This window comes from Curtobacterium citri (assembly GCF_030362955.1).
In the GTDB taxonomy this organism is placed as follows: Bacteria; Actinomycetota; Actinomycetes; order Actinomycetales; family Microbacteriaceae; genus Curtobacterium; species Curtobacterium citri.
In genome coordinates this window covers 119,149-142,550 of record NZ_JAUCML010000002.1, presented here as the reverse complement: position 1 = coordinate 142,550, position 23,402 = coordinate 119,149, and the positions used below count along the sequence as shown (strand labels likewise).

The 23,402-nt window shown below is 72.1% G+C and carries 19 protein-coding genes; 12 read left to right on the top strand and 7 right to left on the bottom strand.

Annotated features, from left to right (window positions below; genetic code table 11):
• The first annotated feature begins 219 nt into the window (after nt 1–219).
• Nucleotides 220–1,782, top strand: a complete 1,563-nt coding sequence (gene proP, locus QUG92_RS03135; RefSeq protein ID WP_289457632.1) for a glycine betaine/L-proline transporter ProP — start codon at nt 220–222, stop codon at nt 1,780–1,782.
• Nucleotides 1,783–1,886: 104 nt separating this feature from the next.
• On the opposite strand, the gene QUG92_RS03130 is transcribed toward proP, so the two are convergent.
• Genes QUG92_RS03130 through QUG92_RS03115 form a run of 4 tightly spaced genes read right to left on the bottom strand, consistent with a single transcriptional unit; the run spans nt 1,887 to nt 7,085 of the window.
• The gene (locus QUG92_RS03130) at nt 1,887–3,506 is read right to left on the bottom strand and encodes an ATP-binding cassette domain-containing protein (RefSeq protein WP_289457631.1); all 1,620 of its coding nucleotides are present in this window, start codon (nt 3,504–3,506) and stop codon (nt 1,887–1,889) included.
• Nucleotides 3,503–4,378, bottom strand: coding sequence for an ABC transporter permease (locus QUG92_RS03125; RefSeq protein WP_182045795.1), 876 nt, complete (start codon nt 4,376–4,378; stop codon nt 3,503–3,505). The genes QUG92_RS03130 and QUG92_RS03125 overlap by 4 nt, the downstream gene beginning before the upstream one ends.
• Entirely contained in the window at nt 4,375–5,457 is a 1,083-nt protein-coding gene (locus QUG92_RS03120; protein WP_353062499.1) for an ABC transporter permease, read from the bottom strand. The genes QUG92_RS03125 and QUG92_RS03120 overlap by 4 nt, the downstream gene beginning before the upstream one ends.
• Nucleotides 5,442–7,085, bottom strand: coding sequence for an ABC transporter substrate-binding protein (locus QUG92_RS03115; protein WP_182045797.1), 1,644 nt, complete (start codon nt 7,083–7,085; stop codon nt 5,442–5,444). Before QUG92_RS03115 ends, QUG92_RS03120 begins: the two co-directional genes overlap by 16 nt.
• A gap of 31 nt (nt 7,086–7,116) precedes the next feature.
• Between QUG92_RS03115 and QUG92_RS03110 the strand changes: the two genes are divergently transcribed.
• The gene (locus QUG92_RS03110) at nt 7,117–7,716 is read left to right on the top strand and encodes a TetR/AcrR family transcriptional regulator (RefSeq protein WP_182045799.1); all 600 of its coding nucleotides are present in this window, start codon (nt 7,117–7,119) and stop codon (nt 7,714–7,716) included.
• An 18-nt stretch (nt 7,717–7,734) separates the two neighbouring features.
• Here the strand turns inward: QUG92_RS03110 and QUG92_RS03105 are convergent, their stop codons facing one another.
• Nucleotides 7,735–8,766: a cation diffusion facilitator family transporter gene (locus QUG92_RS03105; RefSeq protein ID WP_289457630.1), complete on the bottom strand. Its 1,032-nt coding sequence runs from the start codon at nt 8,764–8,766 to the stop codon at nt 7,735–7,737.
• Between the two features lie 242 nt (nt 8,767–9,008).
• Between QUG92_RS03105 and ileS the strand changes: the two genes are divergently transcribed.
• Genes ileS through QUG92_RS03080 form a run of 5 tightly spaced genes read left to right on the top strand, consistent with a single transcriptional unit; the run spans nt 9,009 to nt 15,477 of the window.
• Nucleotides 9,009–12,263 carry an isoleucine--tRNA ligase gene (ileS, locus tag QUG92_RS03100; protein WP_289457629.1) on the top strand — a complete coding sequence of 1,085 codons (3,255 nt, stop codon included), beginning with the start codon at nt 9,009–9,011 and terminating at the stop codon, nt 12,261–12,263.
• Complete coding sequence (locus tag QUG92_RS03095; protein ID WP_289457628.1) at nt 12,260–13,738, top strand: bifunctional folylpolyglutamate synthase/dihydrofolate synthase; 1,479 nt, start codon at nt 12,260–12,262, stop codon at nt 13,736–13,738. The genes ileS and QUG92_RS03095 overlap by 4 nt, the downstream gene beginning before the upstream one ends.
• Entirely contained in the window at nt 13,735–14,151 is a 417-nt protein-coding gene (locus QUG92_RS03090; RefSeq protein WP_069711498.1) for a DUF4233 domain-containing protein, read from the top strand. Before QUG92_RS03095 ends, QUG92_RS03090 begins: the two co-directional genes overlap by 4 nt.
• Nucleotides 14,152–14,177: 26 nt before the next feature.
• Nucleotides 14,178–14,597, top strand: coding sequence for a nucleoside-diphosphate kinase (gene ndk, locus QUG92_RS03085; protein WP_069711497.1), 420 nt, complete (start codon nt 14,178–14,180; stop codon nt 14,595–14,597).
• A 28-nt stretch (nt 14,598–14,625) separates the two neighbouring features.
• A complete protein-coding gene (locus QUG92_RS03080; protein WP_069711496.1) occupies nt 14,626–15,477 on the top strand; it encodes a DsbA family protein in 852 nt (283 codons plus the stop codon).
• A 441-nt stretch (nt 15,478–15,918) separates the two neighbouring features.
• Here QUG92_RS03080 and QUG92_RS03075 read toward each other — a convergent pair whose 3' ends face one another.
• Nucleotides 15,919–16,521, bottom strand: coding sequence for a vitamin K epoxide reductase family protein (locus QUG92_RS03075; RefSeq protein ID WP_289457627.1), 603 nt, complete (start codon nt 16,519–16,521; stop codon nt 15,919–15,921).
• A 335-nt stretch (nt 16,522–16,856) separates the two neighbouring features.
• Here QUG92_RS03075 and QUG92_RS03070 point away from each other — a divergent pair, with 335 nt between their 5' ends.
• Both QUG92_RS03070 and QUG92_RS03065 read left to right on the top strand, forming a co-directional pair.
• Nucleotides 16,857–19,712: an Rne/Rng family ribonuclease gene (locus tag QUG92_RS03070; RefSeq protein ID WP_289457626.1), complete on the top strand. Its 2,856-nt coding sequence runs from the start codon at nt 16,857–16,859 to the stop codon at nt 19,710–19,712.
• A 1-nt stretch (nt 19,713) separates the two neighbouring features.
• Complete coding sequence (locus QUG92_RS03065; RefSeq protein ID WP_289457625.1) at nt 19,714–20,667, top strand: AEC family transporter; 954 nt, start codon at nt 19,714–19,716, stop codon at nt 20,665–20,667.
• Between the two features lie 72 nt (nt 20,668–20,739).
• On the opposite strand, the gene QUG92_RS03060 is transcribed toward QUG92_RS03065, so the two are convergent.
• The gene (locus QUG92_RS03060) at nt 20,740–21,012 is read right to left on the bottom strand and encodes a DUF4031 domain-containing protein (RefSeq protein WP_069711492.1); all 273 of its coding nucleotides are present in this window, start codon (nt 21,010–21,012) and stop codon (nt 20,740–20,742) included.
• A gap of 177 nt (nt 21,013–21,189) precedes the next feature.
• Between QUG92_RS03060 and rplU the strand changes: the two genes are divergently transcribed.
• The 3 genes from rplU (at nt 21,190) to obgE (ending at nt 23,399) form a co-directional block, all read left to right on the top strand.
• Nucleotides 21,190–21,498, top strand: coding sequence for a 50S ribosomal protein L21 (gene rplU, locus QUG92_RS03055; protein ID WP_069711491.1), 309 nt, complete (start codon nt 21,190–21,192; stop codon nt 21,496–21,498).
• A 14-nt stretch (nt 21,499–21,512) separates the two neighbouring features.
• A complete protein-coding gene (gene rpmA / locus QUG92_RS03050; RefSeq protein ID WP_022905368.1) occupies nt 21,513–21,764 on the top strand; it encodes a 50S ribosomal protein L27 in 252 nt (83 codons plus the stop codon).
• Nucleotides 21,765–21,890: 126 nt separating this feature from the next.
• On the top strand, nt 21,891–23,399 hold the full coding sequence (obgE, locus tag QUG92_RS03045) for a GTPase ObgE (protein ID WP_289457624.1): 1,509 nt from the start codon (nt 21,891–21,893) through the stop codon (nt 23,397–23,399).
• Nucleotides 23,400–23,402 lie beyond the last annotated feature (3 nt).

Below are 23,402 nucleotides of genomic sequence, written 5' to 3'. Positions count from 1 at the left end.
GCCTTTCGATCGATGTGTGCGGCACCGAGTCCGTGGTGAGGTGCCTGAGTGACACGCAGGACGTGCGTGGTGAGCACATCGTAGCGGGCCGTCGCGTCGGAGCGCTCCATCTGCTAGGCTGTCGGAGTTTGTCCGGCGGACGCGGTTTCCGTCAGGACTGCACAGTCGCTCTCCGCCGGACGCCCGAAGGCAAGACACAGCACTACCGGAGGAACGAACTTGGCACCGAACGAATCCCACCAGCACGGCGATCGGCCGTTGCGCACGAAGGCCGCCGCGAAGCGTGCACGCCGCAAGCTGACCGAGGACGACGTCACCGTCGTCGAGGAGTCGCTGCTCAAGCGTGCCGTCGCCGCCGCGGCACTCGGCAACGCGATGGAGTGGTTCGACTTCGGCATCTTCGCGTACCTGACCGTCACGATCTCGAAGGTGTTCCTGCCCGAGGGCGACCCGACGTCGAACCTCGTCGCGACCTTCGGCTTCTTCGCGGCCGCGTTCATCGTCCGTCCGATCGGCGGTGCCGTCTTCGGCCCGATCGGCGACAAGATCGGCCGCCAGAAGGTCCTCGCGCTGACCATGATCCTCATGGCCGCCGGCACGCTCATGATCGGCCTCATCCCCTCGTACGACACGATCGGGTTCTGGGCACCGGTGCTGCTCCTCGTCGCGCGCTTCGTGCAGGGCTTCTCGACGGGCGGTGAGTACGGCGGCGCCGCGACGTTCATCGCCGAGTACTCGCCGGACAAGCGCCGCGGGTTCATGGGCTCGTGGCTCGAGTTCGGCACGCTCGCCGGCTACGTGCTCGGCGCCTCGATCGTCACGGCCCTGCAGTACGCCCTCCCCGAGGACTCGTTGCTCAGCTGGGGCTGGCGCATCCCGTTCCTCGTCGCGGGCCCGCTCGGGCTCATCGGCCTCTACCTGCGCCTGAAGCTCGAGGAGACGCCCGCGTTCCAGAAGCAGCAGGAGCAGGCGGCCGAGCGCGAGTCGCAGAAGACGCCGTTCCTCAAGCTCTTCGCCGAGAACTGGCGGTCGCTCCTCATCTGCATCGGTCTGGTCCTCGTGTTCAACGTGACCGACTACATGCTGCTGTCGTACATGCCGACCTACCTCGAGACGAACCTCGGCCAGAACGCGACGTTCGGCCTGATCCTCATCGTCATCGTGATGATCCTCATGATGGTCGTCATCACCTTCGGCGGCCGTCTGTCCGACAAGTTCGGTCGACGTCCGGTCCTCGCCGCGGGCTGCATCGGCTTCATCCTGCTGTCGTGGCCGGCGCTCAAGCTCGTGCAGTCCGGCACCGGTGCCGGCGTGTTCTTCGGGCTGCTGATCCTGGGGCTCGTGCTCGTCACGTTCACCTCGACCATGCCGTCGACGCTCCCGGCGCTCTTCCCGACGATCATCCGCTACGGCGCCCTCGCCATCGCCTTCAACGTCTCGGTCTCGCTGTTCGGCGGCACCACGCCCCTCGCGACCCAGGCGCTCATCGCCGGGGCGAAGGACGCCGGCCTGTCGTGGGCCGAGGACATCCCCGCGTTCTACCTCATGCTCGCAGCCGTGATCGGGCTCGTCGCCGTGTACTTCACGAAGGAGACGGCTGCGACGCCGCTGATGGGTTCCGGCCCGACGGTGGCGCACGAGGACGAGGTCGCCGGCGTGATCGAGGACTACAACGACCCGAGCTCCGAGCTCGCGCAGTCGGACTGGGCGAAGGACTTCTCGACGAGCGAGATCCCGATCATCTCGGGTGACGCCCCGAAGCAGGAGACCACCGGCTCGTAGCCGCGTCGGCGGCCCGTCCACGAGACTCGGCCCTGCGGACTGTTTCGTGACGGGGGACCCGCGAAACCGTCCGGGGGGCCGAGTCTCGCGTCGGCTGCAGCTGCTCAGACGCCGGCGGTCAGGCGGGCGGAGGCCGTGAGCAGCCGCTCGGTCGCCGGGTGCTCGGGTGCGTCGAACACGCGGGACGCCGGCCCCTGCTCGACGACCCGGCCCTCGTGCACGACGAGCACGTCGTCGGCCATCCGGCGCACCGCCCGGAGGTCGTGCGACACGAACAGCATCGCGACGCCGGTCTCGTCGCGGAGTCGCTCGAGCAGCGTCAGCACGGCGTCCTGCACCGTCGCGTCCAGGGCCGTCACGGGTTCGTCGAGCACGACCACCTCGGGTGAGCTCGCCAGCGCCCGGGCGATCGCGAGCCGCTGCCGCTGCCCGCCCGACAGCGTGCGCGGGGGACGGGAGCGCAGCGCTGGGTCCAGCCCGACCTGCCGGAGTGCCGCGCCGACCCGGTCGGCGAGCGCACCGGTCGCCCGGCGTGCACCGCCGTCCGTCAGGGCGTCGGCGAGCACACGCTCGACCGTCCACCGCTCGTCGAACGTCGCCCCGGGGTCCTGCACGACGGCGGCCACCCGGTGCCGTCGGTCCCGGCGCTCCCGTTCGGGCAGCGGCACCCACGGTCCACCGTCGAGCGTCACCGTGCCGGCGTCCGGGGTCTCGAGCCCGAGCAGCATCCGCGCGACCGTGGTCTTGCCGGAACCGGAGGCACCGATCACCCCGGTCACCCGACCCGGACGCACCGCGACCGCGAGGTCCTGCACGGCGGGGACCCCGTCGAACACGCGGGTCAGCCCCACGCCGTCGAGCACCGGCGGGCTGTCCGTCGCCGGAACCGGGGCCCGGGAGCGGTCGGCGCCCGAGCGCGCAGCCCGCACCAGCGCCCGTGTCGCGGGGTGCGCGGGCGCGTCGAGGACCGCCGCGACCGGGCCGTCCTCGACCACCGTGCCGTCGTCCACGACGACCACGCGGTCCGCCCACCCGGTGACGAGCCCGAGGTCGTGGGTGATGACGAGGAGCCCCGCCCCGCGCTGCTGCGCCGCACGCAACTGCTCCATCACGGTCACCGCGACCGCCGCGTCGAGTGCGGTGGTCGGTTCGTCCGCCACGACGAGGGCCGGCGAGGCCACGGTCGCCGCGGCGATGAGCGCCCGCTGCCGCATCCCGCCCGACAGCGTGCCCGCGAGCCGGCCGTCGGTGGCCAGCGCCGGGTCGAGCCCCACGGCCGCCAGCGCCTCGCGCACCGCCTCGATCCGGTCGACGGCCCGCAGGTCGGTGTGCAGGCGCAGGGCGTCGGCGACCTCCCGACCGACGGGGCGGAGCGGGTCGAGGGCGCCGAGGGCCTCCTGTCCGACGTAGCCGACGGTCGAGCCCCGGAGCCGCCGCCACCGGCGTTCGGACAGCCCGCGGACGTCGGTGCGGTCGAGGTCGAGCCGGTCCGCGCGGACGACCGCGCCCGGTGCCGACAGCCCGAGCGCCGCCCGGGCGGTGACGGTCTTCCCCGAGCCGGACGCGCCGACGAGGGCGACGCACTCGCCGGCGTCGACGTGCAGGGTGACGTCGTGCACCAGCGTGGCACCGCCGATCGTCACGGTGAGCCCGCTGACGTCGAGCACGCGAGCGGTCGCCGTGCGCTCCGTGCCTTCCTTGCGCTCCGCGTCGCCCGTGCTCACCGTGCGGCCCCCGCTCGTCGCACCGCGCGTCCGAGCACCGTCACGGACGTGGCCAGGACGACGATCGCGAGCCCGGGGAACGTGCTCATCCACGGCGCGGTCAGCAGGTAGGTGCGACCGTCCGCGAGCATCGCGCCCCACTCCGGCGCCGGCGGCGGCGTCCCGACACCGAGGTAGCTCAGCGCCGAGGCCCACACGACCGCCTGCCCGACCCCGAGGGTGGCGACGGCGACGACGGGCCAGAGCGCCGCGGGCAGCACGTGGCGGAACAGGATCCGGCCGGGCGGGCGTCCCTGCAGCACCGCCGTCTCGACCACCTGCGAGGACCGCGCGGTGCGGACGAGTGCGCGGACGATGCGTGCGTACCCGGGTGCCGTCGCGAACCCGACCGCGAGCGTCGCCGGCACCGGTCCGGGCCCGGTCACCGCGATGACGACGAGCGCGACGAGCAGGAGCGGCAGGGCGAACGCCACCTCGGTGAGCCGACCGACCACCGCTTCGACGAGCCGTCCGCCGAGGCCCGCGACCGTGCCGAGCACCACACCCGTCGCGCCGCCCACCAGGGTGGCCACCACCCCGACCACGAGCGACGCGCGCGTCCCGGCGACCACCCGCGTCAGGACGTCGCGTCCGGACTCGTCGGTGCCGAACGGGTGCGCCCCGCTCGGCGCGGCCAGGGCGTCCGCCGGGTGCACCGCGAGCGGGTCCCCGCCGCCGAGCAGCGACGGCCAGACGGCCGCCACCACCGCGACGGCGACGACGACCGCGGCCACCAGCCCCGCCGGCCCGAGCGTCCCCCCACGAGACCGCTCGGACCGTGCCGTGGCCGGCGTCGCACCGGCCTGGAGGCCCGGGTCGGCGATGCCGCTCACCGTGCGCCCGCCCCGTGGTGCGTCCCGACGTGTGCCCGGCCCCGCCGGCGCGGCGCGGTCCGCTCGCCGGGGCGGCCGCCGGCCCGCGGGTCGACCAGGCGCTCGACGAGGTCCGCGACGGCGAGGACGACGACGTACGCAGCGGCGGACACGAGCGCGATGCCGACGACGAGCGGCATGTCCCGCTGCGTGACCGCGGTCACCAGGGCACGGCCGATGCCGGGCAGCGCGAACACCGACTCGACGACGACCGCGCCGGACACCAGCGACCCGAAGGCCCAGGCGGACAGGGCGATGCCGGGCAGTGCCGCGTGCCGCAGCAGGTGCCGACCGAAGAGTCCCGCCCGCGACTCGCCGCGACCGCGGGCGGCCAGGGCGAACGCCGAGCGCTGCGCGTCGACCACGCCGTCGCGCACGGTCTCGGCGAGGTACCCGGCGACGGGGACCGCGACCGTGAGCACGGGCAGCACCCAACCTCGTACGGAGCCGTCCGAGACCGCCGGCACCCAGCCGAGTGCGCTCGCGAAGACGACGATGAGCACGCTGCCGAGCCAGAAGTGCGGGACGACGCTGGCCGTCACCGTGATCGCGCCGGTCAGGGCGGCGGCGACGCGGCCGCGCTGGGTGGACCACCACGCGGCGGCGATCGCGAGCACCCAGGCGACGACGAGCCCGGCCACCGCGAGCGTCAGCGTCACCGGGAGCTGCTGCGCGAGGAGCGTCGACACCGGGGTGCGGAAGGCGTAGGAGTCGCCGAGGTGCCCGGTCGCGAGTCGGCCGAGGAACACCGCGTACTGGACGAGCACCGGCCGGTCGAGCCCGTACTCCCGGCGGACGGTGTCGACCGCCTCGGCCGAGGCCTGCGAACCCGGACCACCGAGGATCGCGAGCGCCGGGTCACCGGGGACGAGCCGGATCGCGACGAAGACGATCGTCGCGACGGCCCAGAGCACGCCGATGCCGCCGGCCGCTCGGCGGAGGCCCCACAGGACCCATGCCGAGCCGACGGCGGACCGGTGCTCGCGTGTCGGACGCAGGGGGTGCCTCCCGGCCGGTGGGCTCGTCAGCGCGCGATCCACGCCGTGCCGAACCACGGTGTGGAGACCGACGTGGTCTCGATGCCGTGGACGGTCGACCGGTACAGGAAGTGGTTCTGCTGGTCGTAGAGCGGCAGCACGGTGCCGCTGGCGAGGATCCGCTGCTGGGCCTGACGGTACAGGTCTCCGCGCTCGTCGGCGTCGGCGGTCGCGGCCGCACGCTGCAGGAGGTCGTCGACCGTCGGGTCGTCGAGCTGCGCGAGGTTCGCGAAGTAGCCCGACGGCGCCGGCGTGATGCTCGCGCTGTCGTAGAGGATCCGGAGGACGTCGGGGCCGACCTTCGTGTACGGCGCACTGACGACGTCGTACTCGTTCGCGGCGAGCGCGGCGTACCAGCTCGACAGGTCGAGCTCCTCGAGCCGGACGTCGAACCCGACGGCCTTCTCGGAGGCCTGGACCTGCTGGAACAGGCTGCGTTCGGCGGGCACGGACTGGTTCGTCGACACCGGGAAGGTCACGGTGAGGCGCTCGCCGTCCTTCTGGCGGATCCCGTCGCTGCCGACCTTCCAGCCGGCCTCGTCGAGCAGGCGCTCCGCGGTCGTGGGGGAGTACTCGAACAGCGCCGGGTCGGAGTACCCGTCTGGCTCGACGCTCGACAGCACCGAGTACGAGCGCTTCGCGGTGCCGAGGAACAGGCTCTCGAGGCCCGGGTCGATCTCGGCGCCGGCGATGAAGGCCTTGCGGACCGCCTCGTCGCGGAACACCCCGTGCCCGGAGTTCAGTTCGAGGCGGTTCGAGGCGCCGGGGCGCGGCGCGTCGAGGTCGCGGATCGCGCCCTTGGTGGACGCGGCCTTCAGCTGGTCGGGCTGGGCGTTGTCGATGACGTCGACCTGGCCCGCCTGCAGCGCCGCGTAGCGCGAGGTCGAGTCGGGCAGGAAGCGCCAGGTGATGCCGTCGAGGCGGGGCTCCGTCGACCCGGAGAGCGGCGTGTACCGGGTGTTCTTCCCCAGGGTGACGCGGTCACCGTGCTGCCACTTCGTCACGGTGAACGGCCCGGTGCCGACCGGGGACTCGCAGTTGGTTGCCTGCGGACGCTCGAGCGCCTTCGGGGACTCCATCCCGACCCACGGCTGCGAGAACGACTCGAGCAGCGCGCTGTCCGGACGGCTCAGGGTCAGCGTCACCGTGTGGTCGTCGGTCGCGGTGGCCTTCGTGATCGACTGCAATGCGAGGTAGCCCGTGCTCGACGCGGTCGTCGGGTCCTGCACGTGCTCGATGTTCGCGACGACGGCGGCCGCGTCGAACGGGGTGCCGTCCGAGAACGTGACGTCCTTCCGCAGGTCGAAGGTCAGGGTCCTGCCGTCGCCGCTGGTCTGCCAGTCGGTCGCGAGGGCGGGGCTCGGCCGGCGGTCGCGGTCGAGGCTCGTGAGCGTCTCGATGTACTGCGTCGACAGCAGGGCCTGCGGGTAGTTGCCGCCGACGTGCGGGTCGAGGCAGGTCGGCTCCGCGTCGCCCGAGGCGTACGTGAGGGTGCCGCCGCTGACCGGCGTGCTGTCGGAGGTGGCCGCGCCGCCACCGGTGCAGGCGGTGAGGGCCAGCAGGACCGCGGAGGCGCCCGCGGCGGTGAGGAGGGCGCGGGCGCGTGATTTCTGTACTCGGTCCAAGATCATGGCGCGTCGAGTCTAGCGGTTTACTGAGGGCATGGACGAGACGATGCGCCGCGGTGGCCGCCCCCGACGCTCGAGCGCCGGGGTGCTCGCCGACGCGGCGGCCGAGCTGTTCCTCGAGCAGGGCTACGGACGGACGACGGTCGACCACATCGCCGCCCGGGCCGGCGTCAGCCGTGCGACCTTCTTCAACTACTTCGGCGCCAAGTCCGACGTGCTCTGGCTCGAACTGGACGCCGCGGTCGCCGACGTCCCCGCGTTCCTGGCCGCGTCGACCGAGCGGAGCCCGGTGCGCGCGGTGGAGGAGGCGCTCGTGGCGGCCGCCCGGGCGCACGACCCGGAGCGCGTGCCGTGGGCGATCGCGCAGGCCGAGGTGATGGACATCGGCACCGAGCTCGTCGCGAGCGTCGCCGCGCGGGTGATGGCGCAGCACGGGGCGGTGTCGGCGTTCGTCGGTTCCCGGACGGGGGAGCGCCCGACGGCGCTCTGGCCGCAGACGGTCTCCGGAGCGCTGCTCGGGGCGGCCGCGGCGGCGTTCGGGGTCTGGGTCGCCGACGGGGTCGGGCGACGCTCGCTCGTGGAGTACGTCGGCGCGGCGCTGACACCGGTCGCGGCGGGGCTCGACGCGCGCTGACCGGGCCGCGGTCGAGCCCTACGCCCGGAGCGTGCCCGCGCCGCCGGACGCGACGTCCTCGACCGTGCCGTCGCGGACGATCGCAGGGACCTCGCCGTCCCCGCGCGCCGCGAGCGACGCATCGCCCGGGATGCTCAGCGTGAGCACCGCCTCCTCGATGTACTGACTGGTCTCCAGGGACTCCTCGACCCGACGCAGCCGAACGGCGACGTGGTCCTCGTCCTCGTTGCCGGTCAGGTCGACGGCGGCGACGAGGAACACCCGCGACGGACCGACGAACTCGAGGTGCAGGTACGTGACCCGCTCCACCTCGTCGCGGCGGAGCAGCTCGGTGAGGACGGCGTCCTCCAGCTCGGGCGAGGTGGCCTCGCCGACCAGGAAGCGGCGGTTCCGCTCGATGAGGACGATCGCGACGACCCCGAGCAGCAGCCCCACCGCGATGGAGCCGATCGCGTCGAACACCGCCAGGCCGGTGACCTGGTGGAGGAAGACCCCGAGGAACGCGATGACGAGACCGACGAGCGCGGCGGCGTCCTCGGCGAAGACGGCCCGGAGCGTGGGGTTCGACGACTGCAGCACGTGCCGGAGCACCGGCACGCGGCGCTTCGTGGCGGCACCGTGCGCCTGGCGGTAGGCCTGCAGGAAGCTCGTGCCCTCGAGGACGAACGCGATCGCCAGCACGACGTAGTTGAGGACGACGTCCTCCGCGGGACCGGTCTCGCCGAGCTCGGTGATCCCGTGCCAGATCGACACGACGGCGCCGGCGGTGAAGAGGCCGAACGCGGCGAACATCGACCAGATGTAGGTCTCGCGTCCGTAGCCCAGCGGGTGCTTCCGGTCCCGTTGCTTCGCACCCCGGCGCTCCGCCACGAGCAGGAAGACCTCGTTGCCGGTGTCGGCCCACGAGTGCGCGGCCTCGGCGGTCATCGACGCCGATCCGGTGAGCATGGAGGCGACGGTCTTGGCGACGGCGACGAGCAGGTTGGCGGCGAAGGCGATGACGACGGTGAGCAGGGAATCCGGACGGTCCTGCTTCTCGGACGAGGGCATCGCTCCAGCATGCTCCGACTCTTGTAGACTCGTCCCACCAGGCGTCGAACCGGCCATCACCGGGGAGCCTCCGGAAGAACGCGGCAGCACCACCGCCGTCAGTAGAACCGGGCGGACCGGACCGCACCCCATCCGGCGAACGAGCGGTCGGTCGCAGCGCGAGCAGCGGCCGGCAAGCGAGGTGGTACCGCGGAGCACGCTCCGTCCTCGTGGCAGACGACCCCGACCACAGGAGCCATGCGGTGCGCTACCCCTTGAACTCGAACGCCGACGGCGTCACGCCCTCGCCGAGCTTCCCCGCCGTCGAGCAGGGGATCCTCGCCTTCTGGAAGGGCGACGACACCTTCCAGGCGTCGATCGACCAGCGCGAGGGCTGCACCGAGTGGACGTTCTACGACGGCCCGCCGTTCGCCAACGGCCTGCCGCACTACGGTCACCTGCTGACCGGCTACGCGAAGGACGTCTTCCCGCGCTACCAGACCATGCGCGGCAAGCAGGTGCACCGCCGCTTCGGCTGGGACACCCACGGCCTGCCCGCCGAGCTCGAGGCGATGCGCCAGCTCGGGATCACCGAGAAGCACGAGATCGACGACATGGGCGTCGACGTGTTCAACGCGGCCGCCAGGAAGTCCGTGCTGCAGTACACCGACGAGTGGCAGGCGTACGTCACCCGCCAGGCGCGCTGGGTCGACTTCGAGGACGACTACAAGACCCTCGACGTCACCTACATGGAGAGCGTCCTGTGGGCGTGGAAGCAGCTCTGGGACAAGGGTCTGGCGTACGAGGGCTTCCGCGTCCTGCCGTACTGCTGGAACGACCAGACCCCGCTGTCGAACCACGAGCTGCGCATGGACGACGACGTCTACAAGATGCGCCAGGACCAGTCGGTCACGGTGTCGTTCCCGCTGCAGGGTGCCCGCGCCGCCGAGCTCGACCTGACCGGGGTCCGCGCTCTCGCCTGGACGACGACCCCCTGGACGCTGCCGACGAACGCGGCGCTCGCCGTCGGTCCGGAGATCGCGTACGCGGTCGTGCCGGCCGGGCCGGGAGGCGCGGCTGACGGTGGCGACGCCGGTGCGGCCCGGTACCTCCTGGCTTCGGACACCGTGGCGGCCCACGCGAAGGACCTCGGCTACGAGTCGGCCGACGACGCGCTCGCCGCCGTGCTCCGCACGGTCGCCGGCGCCGAGCTCGACGGCGTCGAGTACGAGCGGCTGTTCGACTTCCTGGCGGAGGCCGAGGGCTACGAGCACGCCTGGCGCGTGCTCGTGGCCGAGTACGTCGAGACGGGTGAGGGCACGGGCATCGTGCACCAGGCCCCGGCCTACGGCGCCGACGACCAGGAGGTCTGCGCGGCCGCCGGCATCCCGGTCGTGCTCTCCCTCGACGAGGGCGGCCTCTTCACCGCGCAGTTCGGTGACGTCGCCGGCATGCTCTGGTCCGACGCGAACAAGCCGCTGACGAAGGCCGTGCGCGACATGGGTCGCCTGCTCCGCCAGGCGTCCTACGAGCACAGCTACCCGCACTGCTGGCGCTGCCGCAAGCCGCTCATCTACAAGGCCGTCTCCTCGTGGTTCGTCCGCGTCACCGAGTTCCGCGACCGGATGGGCGAGCTCAACCAGGACGTCAACTGGGTGCCGGACAACGTCAAGGACGGCCAGTTCGGCAAGTGGGTCGGGAACGCCATCGACTGGTCGGTGTCGCGCAACCGCTACTTCGGCACGCCGATCCCGGTGTGGGTGTCCGACGACCCGGCGTACCCGCGCCAGGACGTCTACGGCTCCCTCGAGGAGCTCGAGCGCGACTTCGGCCGGCTGCCGCTGAACGCCGACGGCGAGGTCGACCTGCACCGTCCGTTCATCGACGACCTGACCCGCCCGAACCCCGACGACCCGACCGGGCAGTCGACGATGCGCCGCATCTCGGACGTGTTCGACGTCTGGTTCGACTCCGGGTCGATGCCGTACGCGCAGGTGCACTACCCGTTCGAGAACCGCGAGTGGTTCGAGGAGCACAGCCCCGCGGACTTCATCGTCGAGTACATCGGGCAGACGCGCGGCTGGTTCTACGTCATGCACGCCCTGTCCACGGCGCTGTTCGACCGCCCGGCCTTCCGGAACGTCATCAGCCACGGCATCGTGCTCGGCTCGGACGGCCAGAAGATGTCGAAGTCGCTCCGGAACTACCCGGACGTCTCCGAGGTCTTCGACCGTGACGGTGCCGACGCCATGCGCTGGTTCCTCATGTCGTCGTCGGTCATCCGCGGCGGCAACCTCGTCGTGACCGAGGAGGGCATCCGCCAGGGCGTCCGCGAGTTCCTGCTCCCGCTGTGGTCGACGTACTACTTCTTCACCCTCTACGCGAACGCGTCGGGCGACTCCGGGTACCAGGCCACCCGGCGCACCGACAGCACCGACGTGCTCGACCGGTACCTGCTCGCGAAGACCCGCGTGCTCGTCGCCGACGTCACGACGCACCTCGACGCGCTCGACACCCCGCTCGCGGCCCAGGCCGTGCGCGACTTCGCCGACGTGCTGACGAACTGGTACGTCCGGCGTTCGCGCGACAAGTTCTGGCTCGGCGCGGCGTCCTCGCCCGAGGCGCAGGCGGCGTTCGACACGCTCCACACCGTGCTGGAGACGCTCACCCGTGTCGCCGCGCCGCTCGCCCCGCTCGTCACCGAGGAGGTCTGGCAGGGCCTGACCGGCGGGCGCAGCGTGCACCTCGAGGACTTCCCGTCGCCCGACGAGTTCCCGGCCGACGACGCCCTCGTCGCCGCGATGGATCGCGTGCGGGACGTCGCCTCGAAGGGCCTCGCGCTCCGCAAGGCCACCGGACGGCGCGTCCGTCTGCCGCTCGCCACGCTCACCCTCGTGGTGCCGGACCCGTCCGCGATCGAGCCGTTCGCGGACATCCTGCGCGACGAGCTCAACGTGAAGCGGGTCGTGCTCGAGCAGCAGGAGGAGTCCTCGCTCGGCCGCTACGGCATCGAGCGGAAGCTCACCGTCAACGCCCGTGCCGCCGGTCCCCGGATCGGCAAGCAGGTGCAGCAGGTGATCCCGGCCGCCAAGAAGGGCGACTGGGTCGCGACCGAGTCCGGCGTCACCGTCGGCGGCGTGGACCTCGTCGAGGGCGAGTACACGCTCGACCTCACCGTGGCGGACGAGTCCGTCGCGGTGGCGTTCCTCGACGGCGGCGGCTTCGCGGTGCTCGACACCGTGACCACCCCGGAGCTCGAGGCCGAGGGGCTCGCCCGCGACGTGGTCCGCGCCGTGCAGCAGGCCCGCCGCGACGCCGACCTCGACGTCAGCGACCGCATCGCCCTGACCCTCCGGGTGTCTGCCGGCGCCGAAGGCCCGGTCCGCGAGCACGAGCAGCTCATCGCGGGGGAGACCCTGGCGACGAGCGTCGAGGTGACCACGACGACGTTCGCTCCCGGCGAGGGCTCGGACGTCGGCGACGGTGCGAAGGTGTCCGTGGAGGTGGCACGCGCATGAGCGACAGCAACGCGTACGACGACCACGACGACCCGACCGGGGACGGCATCGAGATCCCCGTCGGCCCGTCCGGCGACCAGACCCCGGCCGAGGCCCTGCCGTACGGCGGGGACGACGACGAGGTCCGGCGCGTCGAGGCGGCCCTGTACGCCCGGATCGGCGAGCAGGCCCCCGAGCTCCGACTGACCGCGACCCGACGTGCCGTCGAACTCCTCGGCGACCCGCACCTGGCGTACCCGGTCATCCACGTCACGGGCACGAACGGCAAGACGTCGACCGCCCGCATGACCGAGAGCATCGTCCGCGCGCACGGGCTCCGGACGGGCCTGATGACGAGCCCGCACCTGGTCTCGATCCGCGAGCGCATCGTCGTCGACGGCGAGCCGATCGCGCCGAGTCGGTTCGTCGAGAACTGGGACGACATCACGCCGATCCTCGCGATGACCGACCAGGAGCTCACCGACCGGGGCGAGCAGCCCCTGACCTTCTTCGAGGCGCTCACCGTCCTCGCCCTGGCGTGCTTCGCCGAGGCGCCGGTCGACGTCGCCGTGATCGAGGTCGGCATGGGCGGGGAGTGGGACTCCACGAACGTCGTGCAGAGCCAGGTGCAGGTGATCACGCCCGTCGCGATCGACCACGCCAAGCAGCTCGGGTCGACCGTCGCCGAGATCGCCCGCACGAAGTCCGGGATCATCAAGCCGTCGTCGTCCGTCGTGTCGAGCGCGCAGACGCCCGAGGCGCTCGCCGAGCTCGAGCGTGCGGCCGAGCTCACCGAGTCGACGCTCGCCGTCGAGGGCACCCGGTTCTCGGTCGTGTCGGACACCCCGGCGGTCGGCGGCCAGCTCGTCACCGTGCAGGGCATCGCCGGCCGGTACGACGACCTGTTCGTCCCGCTGTTCGGGCAGCACCAGGCGCACAACGCCGCGGTCGCGATCGCCGCCGTCGAGTCGTTCCTCGGTCGCGGGTCGCAGGCCCTCGACGAGGACGTCCTCGCCGAGGGCCTCGCCGCGGCGACGAGCCCCGGTCGCCTGCAGCCGATCGCACAGGAGCCGACCGTCGTGGTCGACGCCGCGCACAACCCGCACGGGGCCCGCGCCCTGGCCGAGGCGCTGCCGGTCGCGTTCCCGTCGGAGCACGTCGTCGGCGTCGTCGGGATCCTCGGCGACAAGGACGCCCGTGGCTTCGTCCGCGCGCTCAAGGACACCGTGCAGACCTTCGTCGTCACACAGCCGCCCGGCGACCGCGCCCTGGACGCCGACGCGTTCGCCCGCGTCGTCGTGGCCGAGGTCGGCGAGGACCGCGTCGTCGTCGAGCCGTCGCTCGAGCAGGCGCTGCAGGAGGCGCGCGACCTGGCGGACGAGGCGGACGCCGAGGACGCCCTCGTGCTCGTCGCGGGGTCCATCGTGATGGTGGGCAAGGTCATGGACCTGGTCCACGCGGAAGGGCTGCGTTCCGGGGGAGGCGAGGCGGAGTGACGGACGCACCCCGGGCCTCCCGGCCGGGCCGCCAGCCGCGCGTGCGGAAGCCGCGGCCGCAGCGCGGCGCCCGCGAGAGCCTGCTCGCCATCACCCTCGGACTCGAGGCCGTGATGTTCTTCTTCCCGATGCTCGTCGTGTACGGGAAGGGCACGCTGCCGCCGCTCGCGGCGTTCGGCGGCGGGATCCTCGCGATCATCGTCCTCGCAGCTTCCTCACGCCTGACGGGCAAGCCGGCCGGTGTATGGTTCGGGTGGCTGCTGCAGGCGGCCATCCTCGCCACCGGTTTCATCGAACCGTTCATGTTCGCGGTCGGCGCGGTGTTCCTGGCGCTGTGGGTGTTCTGCTTCGTCAAGGGCGGTCAGCTCGACCGGCAGAACGCCGCGTTCCGAGCCGCGCAGGGCGAGGACTGACGACCACCGAACCACAGGAGAACTGCGTGTCCGATCTCGAAGAGACCCTCGTCCTCGTCAAGCCCGACGGCGTCGCCCGCCAGCTCACCGGAGAGGTCCTCCGCCGGATCGAGGCCAAGGGCTACGAGATCGTCGACCTGAAGATGGTGACCGCCTCCCGCGAGCTGCTCGACTCGCACTACGAGGAGCACCAGGGCAAGCCGTTCTTCGAGCCGCTCGTCGAGTTCATGCAGTCCGGACCCGTCGTCGCCGTGCGCGTCGCGGGCAACGGTGTGATCCAGGGCTTCCGCTCGCTCGCCGGCACCACCGACCCGACCTCGGCGGCCCCGGGCACCATCCGTGGCGACCTCGGTCGTGACTGGGGCCTCAAGGTGCAGCAGAACCTCGTGCACGGCTCGGACTCCCCGGAGTCCGCCGCCCGCGAGCTCGCCCTCTGGTTCGCGTGACCCCCGGCCCCGACAGGATCCCGAAGCGATGACGAACAACGACCGACCGACCAAGAACGAGCGCCGTCAGCACGCCCGCGACGTCGCCCGCCAGCGCGCCGACGCGGAGAAGCGTCGCAAGCGCCGCAACAAGTGGTTCCTCCAGGGCGGCATCGGCCTGGGAATCGTGGCGGTCGCGGCCATCGTCGCGATCGTCGTGGTGAACGTCAACAACGGTGGCGGCTCCGTGTCGGCCGCCGGCCCGAAGAACATGGTCACCGGCGGCATCCAGTTCACCGGTGCCGACGGCAAGATCGAGCCGGTGACGACGGGTGGTGTCTCCGCCGACGGCACCCCGTCCCCGGTCCCGACCGCCGACAGCGACGGCAAGGTCAAGGTCGTCGAGTACGTCGACTGGGCCTGCCCGGTGTGCAAGCAGTTCGAGGGTGCCTACGCCGACCAGATCGCCGACTACGTGAAGAACGGTCAGGCGACGCTCGAGATCCACCCGGTCTCGATCCTCGACCGCAGCTACCTCGGGTCGCGCTACGCCAGCCGTGCCGCGAACGCCGCCATGTGCGTCGCGAACAACGAGCCGGACAAGTTCCTCGACGTGCAGACGCAGTTCTTCGAGAAGCAGCCGGAGGAGGGCACGAAGGGCCTGACGAACGCCGAGATCGCCGACCTGGTGAAGGCCGGCGGCGCCACGAGCTCCGCGGTCTCCGAGTGCCTGTCGAACGAGACGTACAAGGGGTGGGTCACGAAGGTGACGAACCAGGTGCTCGCCGACGAGAGCCTCAAGGGTCCGCAGGGCTTCGGCACGCCGACCATCCTCGTGAACGGGCAGCGCGTGAACACGCTCACCGACGTCGTGCCGACCATCCAGGCCGCCGCGAAGTAGTCGCTCCACGCCGTACGGCCCCGTACCCCCGCTCCCGGGGGTGCGGGGCCGTCGTCGTGCGCGGGGTCGCCGGGGTCTCTCGTGCGGGAGTCGGTCGGGCGCGCTCGCGTGCCTGGTCGTCCCGGGCGTGCCTGGTCGTTCCGGGCGTACCTGGTCGATCTGTCCGACCAGGTACGCCCGTTCTCGCCAGGTACCGCACCTGTCATGGGAAGGAACGGGCAGCGAGCACCCGCGGCGCGGAGGAGCGGGGTGGTCGAGGGACAGGGCCGCGGGCGCACGTGGTCGTTCCGGGCGTGCCTGGTGGGTTCGGGCGTGCCTGGTCGATCTGTCCGACCAGGTACGCCCGTTCCCGCCAGGTACCGCACCTGTCATGGGAAGGAACGGGCGCGCACGTGGCCGCCCGCGGGCAGCAGGGCGCGCGGCGCGGAGCGCCGGCCGGCGTCAGAGCGTGGTGAGGACCCGGGGGAAGACGATCAGGATGCTGACCACGATCACGGCGTAGTTCGCCAGCACGAGCGCCCACGAGTAGGGCAGCAGCGCACGCCCGAACCGCTGGAGCCCGGCGCCGAAGCGTCCCTGCGCCGCGTTCCAGGTCGTGAAGATCCAGAACATCGGGATCGTGACGCTCCAGACGAGCAGGCACCAGGGGCACAGGTAGCCGATGACCCACACGGTCTGGGTGAAGAGCCAGGTCACGAAGACCCAGGCGAGGAACACGCCCGCGTTGAACAGGACCCAGAACCACCGGTGTCCGTTCCGCATGCCGGCGAGCAGCATGACGCCCACGGCGATCGGGGCGACGAAGCCCATCACGCCCAGGAGCGGGTTCGGGAAGCCGAAGAGCGACCCCTGCCAGCTCGTCATCACCTGCGAGCAGTTCACGAACGGACTGACGTCGCAGGACAGCGCCTTCGACGGGTTCTCGTACTTCGCGAACTCGTCGATCACCAGGTTGAACGCGGCGAAGAGGCCGACCGCGCCGGTCACGACGAGGAAGACCGCCATGGCGACGGGGCGGCGGGGCGAGGTTGCGCTCGTGCTCACGCCGTCATCATCGCATGCCCGTTCCGGTACTTTCCTGGCACGTCGTGCGACAATGGCTGGAGTCGCGCGGCCGATCCGCGCGGCGAGAGAGCTTTCCGGGCGCAGCCCGGACGATCAGGTGCGGTGAGAGCGCGCCGTGACCGGGACTCGCGTCACCTGGGACGCCGAGCCGGACGGGCCGGGTGCCCGACACGGAACGGCCGAGGACCACAACCCCAGGGTGGTGCGCTCCGGTCGCAAGGAACGAACACGGGGACGTCGACGCCACCCGTGACAACCACAGAATTCCCGCCGTCCGACAGGGCGCGAGTGGGGCCGAGGAGTGCACCAGATCCATGGTGGAGCAGAACACCGACAACACGAACAACGAAGAAGTCGCACCGAAGCGCCGGGGACGCCTCTTCGGCAACCGCCGCGCGCGGTCCACCGGCCTGGAGGCCCGTGGTGATGTCGACGAGACCACCGCGGACGCCGAGACGGTCGCCGACGAGTCGATCGCGCCGACGGCGCCCGACGCCGTCCCGGCGTCGACGCCCGTGGCGGTCGAGCAGGTCGCGGTCGCCGCGACCGAGCCGCAGGACGTGTCGACCGTGACCGGCAGCCAGCCGGTCGTCGGGACGCCGCCGGTGTCCGAGGACTCGAGCCCCGCCGCGGTGACGCCCGTGACGGAGGCGACCCCTGCCTTCCGTCCGGAGCCTGCGTCGGCAGCCGAGCCCGTGTCGGCAGCCGAGCCGGAGGAGTCGGCCGCCGAGCCGTTCGTCCCGCGCGCGACCAGCACGCTCAGCCTGATCTTCCACGCGCCGGTCCTGCCGGACCTCCCGGTCCGCCCGGCCCGCGACGAGCACGACGACGAGGACGAGGACGACGAGCAGGGCGGCAACCGTCGCCGCTCGCGCCGCCGGGGCAGCAGCGCCGACCGCCAGGAGCGGGGCGTCCGCGAACCGCGCGACCACCAGGAACCGCGTCGTCGCGAGCCCGAGCTCATCACCGAGCCGCAGCGCATCAAGGGCTCCACGCGTCTCGAGGCGAAGAAGCAGCGTCGCCGCGACGGCCGTGACGCCGGTCGTCGTCGCACGGTCATCACCGAGGACGAGTTCCTCGCCCGCCGCGAGAGCGTCGACCGCCAGATGATCGTGCGGTCGAGCTCGTCGAAGATCGAGATCGGCGTGCTCGAGGACAACGTGCTCGCCGAGCACTACGTCACGAAGTCGCACAACGTCTCGCTCATCGGCAACGTCTACCTCGGCAAGGTGCAGAACGTGCTGCCCTCGATGGAGGCGGCGTTCGTCGACATCGGCCGCGGCCGCAACGCAGTGCTCTACGCCGGCGAGGTCGACTGGAACTCGGTCGACACCGGCAACCACGGCCGTCGCATCGAGGCCGCGCTCCGCCCCGGCGACAAGGTGCTCGTGCAGGTCACGAAGGACCCGGTGGGCCACAAGGGTGCCCGCCTCACCTCGCAGGTCTCGCTGCCCGGTCGCTACCTGGTGTACGTGCCGAACGGCTCGATGAACGGCATCTCCCGCAAGCTGCCGGACACCGAGCGCGCTCGCCTGAAGAAGATCCTCAAGGAGGTCCTGCCGGAGCACGCGGGCGTCATCGTGCGCACCGCGGCCGAGGGCGCGACCGAGGAACAGCTCACCCGCGACGTGCAGCGCCTGACCAGCCAGTGGGAGGCGATCCAGAAGAAGGTCGCGAACGGCCAGGCACCGGTCATGCTCCACTCGGAGCCCGACCTGCTCGTGAAGATCGTCCGCGACGTCTTCAACGAGGACTTCACGAAGCTCATCATCGACGGCGACGCCGCCCGCGGCACGATCGAGGAGTACCTCGACGCCGTCGCGCCGGACCTCAAGGACCGCGTCGAGATCTACGACGGCCCGGACTCCTTCGAGGAGTACCGCCTCAACGAGCAGATCGAGAAGGCGCTCGACCGCAAGGTCTGGCTGCCGTCGGGTGGCTCGCTCGTGATCGACCGCACCGAGGCCATGACGGTCGTCGACGTCAACACGGGCAAGTTCGTCGGCTCGGGCGGCAACCTCGAGGAGACCGTCACGAAGAACAACGTCGAGGCGGCCGAGGAGATCGTCCGGCAGCTCCGGCTCCGGGACATCGGCGGCATCATCGTCGTCGACTTCATCGACATGGTGCTCGAGTCGAACCGTGACCTCGTGCTCCGTCGACTCGTCGAGTGCCTGAGCCGCGACCGGACGAAGCACCAGGTCGCCGAGGTCACGTCGCTCGGTCTCGTGCAGATGACCCGCAAGAAGATCGGTGTCGGCCTCCGCGAGTCCCTCGACGAGGTCAACGCGAAGGTCAACGACAACAACGCGGACCCGGGGCCGTCGAAGAGCCGGCGGAAGGCCCGCGGGAACAGCGGCCCGAACGGCGGCAACGGCAACGGCAACGGCGCGTCGGGCAACGGCTCGCACGGGTCGAACGGCCAGTCGTCCCAGGCGCACCAGATCACCGAGGACGTCAAGAACGCGCTGTCCCGCATCGCGGCCTCGACGCTGCCCCACGACGAGGCCGCCGCCGGTGTGACCGGTGTCGCGGCTCCGAACGGTGGCCAGGCTCCCGCCGCGTCGACGGTCTCGCCGGTGTCCGCGCCGGAGCAGGGGACCGAGCAGGACGCGTCGACCCCCGCCGCCGACGGCCAGGGTGGCGAGCAGCCGTCCGGCTCGAAGCGTCGTCGTCGCCGTGGTGGCCGCGGCGCCGGTGCCCCGGGTGCGGAGCAGGCGTCGTCGTCGACCGACGAGCTGCCCTCGGCCGCTGTGGAGAAGACCGCTGTGGAGCCGACCGCTGTGGAGCCGACCGCTGCGCCCGAGCCCGCCGCCCGTGCGGACGTCCCCGCGGTCGCCGAGGCGACCACTGCCGACGAGCCGACCCGCGCGCCGACGAAGAGCGCCGCGCCGGCCCGACGTCGCGTGAGTTCGAGCGCTCCGGTCACCCCGACGGAGAACACGGTCGCGATCCTCGACATCCCCGTCGCGGTCACGAAGCGCGAGCCGCGGCCGGTCCGCGACGACGCCGAGTCGCTGCTCGACTCGGTGCTGCAGGCGCTCCCGGAGCCGAAGCAGCCCGGTCAGGGCCGTTCGCGGTCCCGGCGGGTGTCGTCCCCGAGCATCAGCGCGCCCGCGTCGTCCGGTGACGACGTGCAGGACGACGGCGCCGTGATCGTGGGGAACTGAGGTGACCGACCCGGGCGACCCGCGCGGACGGCAGCCGGACCGCGGGTTCTACGGTGCGGGCTGGTCGCAGCCCGCACCGCCCGGGCCGGGGCCCTCCGCCGGGAACGCCTGGGCGGGGCAGCAGGTCCCGCAGCAGCCCGCCGGGCAGCAGGTCCCGCACCAGCCGTACGGGCAGCAGCCCGGCGGGCAGCAGGCGCCCGGGCTCCGGCCGCGGGGACGGTCGGGGCGCAGCAGCGCGGACCCGCGTCGTGCCTTCGCACCGGGTGCTTCGGTCGCCAACACGACGGGCGCGCTCATCGCCGTCGTGTCCGTCGTGCTCGTCGAGTTCGTCTCCGGGGTCCTCGGACTGCTCGGGACGTCCCTGGTGGTGCACCCGTTCTCGACCTACGGCACCGGTGCGACCCTGCTCGGCAGCTTCGTCTCCGGCGTCTTCGCCTCGCCGTTCCCCTTCTACGCCGGGGCGTTCACGGCGCTGGCCTTCCTCACGCCGATCGCCCGCCGCAGCCCGCTGCCGACGGTGCTCCTCCGCGCTGTCCTCGCCGGTGCCGCCGGGACGGTCGCGCTCGCCCTCGTCGGGGTGTTCACCGGGTCGTGGGCGGCCGCCCGCACCGGCTCGGGAGCCCGGCTCGTCATCGACGTCGTCACCGCCCCGCTGCAGAACGGCGTCCCCTTCACCCTCATGCTCCTCGCGACGTCCACCGCGGCGTGGCTGTGGCTCGGCCGTCCCCGCGGACAGCGCGCGGGACAGCAGTCCGCTGCTGGCCGCCCCGGGACCGTGCGCCCGGCCGACGCGGTCCCGCCGTCGACCGTGCAGCCCGTACCGGGTCCGCCGCTGCCGCGGGACCCGGGGCCGTCCGTGCCGCCCGTGGGTGGCCAGCAGCCGGGGCAGCCCAACGTGGGCGGACAGCAGCCGGTCCCGGGACCGGACGACCGCTGGATGCCGCCGACCCGCTGACCGGACCCGTCCCGCCGGAGCGGGGCGTGCCTCCCGTCCGGCGCCGTCTGGACTCACCGTCGGGGCGCGACCTCAGTGCGCGCGCTTGTCCCGCTGCGCCACCCGCAGTCCGCTCGCGATGAGGCGGAGCACCAGCTCGCGCCCGGTGACGGCCGTGGCACCCGCGGCGACCAGTTCGTCGTAGCGCGCGAGGGGGACGTCGTAGTGGTCGTGGTCGAACGCCCGGCGGGGGATCCCGGCGCGTGCGGCGAAGGCGTGCAGCTCGTCGTAGGATCGGTCACTGACGAGGTGCGACCAGACGGTGTCGTGGGCGGGCCACGTCGGCGGGTCGATCAGCACGGTCACGCGGCAATGCTACGTGTGTCGCCGTTTGACCGGAGCCGGGGACATCGAGTAAACTCGATCCCTGGTGTCAGCGGGCCGTTCTGCCTGCGTCGCCGATCGGGCCCGGGCTCCGGGAGCCGCTCGTGCAGAAGTGGGCACCCGAGACTTCCCTCAAGCAGAGTACGTAAGGAATTCCACGTGGTTTACGCAGTAGTGCGCGCCGGCGGCCGTCAGGAAAAGGTCGAGGTCGGGACGATCATCACGCTCGACCGTGCCAAGGCCGACGACAAGGGCAACATCGACCTCGCCCCGGTGCTCCTCGTGGACGGTGACAAGATCACGTCGGCGGCCTCGGAGCTCGCGAACGTGACCGTCACCGCACAGGTGCTCGAGGACCTCCGCGGTCCGAAGGTCGTCATCCAGAAGTTCAAGAACAAGACCGGGTACAAGAAGCGTCAGGGTTTCCGCGCTGAGCTGACCCGCGTCAAGATCACCTCGATCGCGTAAGGCGGGAGTAGAAGATGGCACACAAGAAGGGTGCGAGCTCCACTCGCAACGGTCGTGACTCGAACGCACAGCGCCTCGGCGTGAAGCGTTTCGGTGGCGAGGTCGTCAACGCCGGTGAGATCATCCTCCGCCAGCGTGGCACCCACTTCCACCCGGGCGCCAACGTCGGTCGCGGTGGCGACGACACGCTGTTCGCCCTCTCGGCCGGTTCGGTCGAGTTCGGCACCAAGGGCGGCCGCAAGGTCGTCAACATCGTCAACGCGTAACACCAGCGACGACAGACTCTGCGGGAGGGGCGGGCCACGTGCCCGCCCCTCCCGTTCTTTCGTGCAACACCCGGCGGCACCGCTGCGACACCTCGTGGCCCCGCTGCAACACCTAGGAGTGGACCCATGGCGACCTTCGTCGACCGCGTGACCCTGCACCTCACCGCGGGGAACGGCGGCAACGGCTGCGTGTCGGTCCGCCGTGAGAAGTTCAAGCCCCTCGCCGGCCCGGACGGCGGCAACGGCGGCGACGGTGGCGACATCGTGCTCGTCGCCGACCCGCAGGTGACGACCCTGCTCGGTTACCACCGCTCGCCGCACCGTTCGTCGCGGAACGGCCAGCCCGGCATGGGCGACCACCGCAGCGGCGTGAGCGGTGAGACCCTCGAGCTGCCCGTGCCGATCGGCACCGTCGTGCACGACGAGGGCGGCGAGGTCCTCGCCGACATGACCGAGCCGGGCATGCGGGTCGTCGTGGCCCCCGGTGGCCAGGGTGGCCTCGGCAACGCGGCGCTCGCGACCACGAAGCGCAAGGCCCCCGGGTTCGCGCTGCTCGGCACGCCCGGGTGGACCGGTGACGTCAGCCTCGAGCTGAAGACCATCGCCGACGTCGCGCTCGTCGGCTTCCCGAGCGCCGGCAAGTCCTCGCTCATCGCCGCGGTCTCCGCCGCGAAGCCGAAGATCGCCGACTACCCGTTCACCACCCTGACCCCGAACCTCGGCGTCGTCGAGTCCGGTGACGTCCGCTTCACCGTCGCCGACGTCCCCGGGCTCATCGAGGGTGCCTCGGAGGGCAAGGGCCTCGGCCTCGAGTTCCTCCGCCACGTCGAGCGCTGCGAGGCGCTCCTGCACGTCATCGACTGCGCGACGATGGACCCGGGTCGCGACCCCCTCAGCGACCTCGACGTCATCCTCGGCGAACTCGAGCGCTACCCGGTGCCCGAGGGACAGACGCCGCTGCTCGAGCGTCCCCAGCTCGTCGCGCTCAACAAGGTCGACGTGCCCGAGGCCGCCGAGCTCGCCGAGTTCGTCACCGCCGAGCTCGAGGAGCGCGGCTACCGCGTCTTCCCGATCTCGACGGCGTCCCGGCAGGGCCTGCGCGAGCTGACCTTCGCCATGGCCGAGGTCGTCGAGCGCGCCCGCGCCGAGCGTCCCGCGGCACCGGAGCAGGAGCGCATCGTGCTCCGGCCGAAGGCGGTCGACGAGAAGCCCTTCACCGTGCGCGCCGAGGGCGGCGAGGAGCACCGCTTCTACCGGGTCCGTGGCGCCAAGCCGGAGCGCTGGGTCGTGCAGACCGACTTCACGAACGAGGAGGCGATCGGCTACCTGGCCGACCGGCTCGCGAAGCTCGGCGTCGAGGACGGCCTGTTCAAGGCCGGTGCCGTCGCCGGCTCCACCGTCGTGATCGGCGGCGACGGCGGCATGGTGTTCGACTGGGAGCCCACGCTCACCTCGACCGCGGAGCTCGTCACGAGTGCCCGCGGCACCGACGCCCGGGTCGGCGGGTCCTCGCGACCCACCCGCAACGAGCGCCGCGAGGACTACTTCGAGCGCATGGACGCCAAGGCGGCCGCACGCGCCGAGCTCGAGCAGGAGCGCATCTCCGGCCTGTGGGCCGACGACGACGAGGACTGATCC

Coding starts and splice junctions, on each gene's coding strand:
- QUG92_RS03115 (WP_182045797.1), bottom strand. CDS start 7,085: ATGATCTTGGACCGAGTACAGAAATCACGCGCCCGCGCCCTCCTCACC.
- QUG92_RS03110 (WP_182045799.1), top strand. CDS start 7,117: ATGGACGAGACGATGCGCCGCGGTGGCCGCCCCCGACGCTCGAGCGCC.
- QUG92_RS03105 (WP_289457630.1), bottom strand. CDS start 8,766: ATGCCCTCGTCCGAGAAGCAGGACCGTCCGGATTCCCTGCTCACCGTC.
- QUG92_RS03095 (WP_289457628.1), top strand. CDS start 12,260: ATGAGCGACAGCAACGCGTACGACGACCACGACGACCCGACCGGGGAC.
- QUG92_RS03080 (WP_069711496.1), top strand. CDS start 14,626: ATGACGAACAACGACCGACCGACCAAGAACGAGCGCCGTCAGCACGCC.
- QUG92_RS03070 (WP_289457626.1), top strand. CDS start 16,857: ATGGTGGAGCAGAACACCGACAACACGAACAACGAAGAAGTCGCACCG.
- rpmA (WP_022905368.1), top strand. CDS start 21,513: ATGGCACACAAGAAGGGTGCGAGCTCCACTCGCAACGGTCGTGACTCG.
- obgE (WP_289457624.1), top strand. CDS start 21,891: ATGGCGACCTTCGTCGACCGCGTGACCCTGCACCTCACCGCGGGGAAC.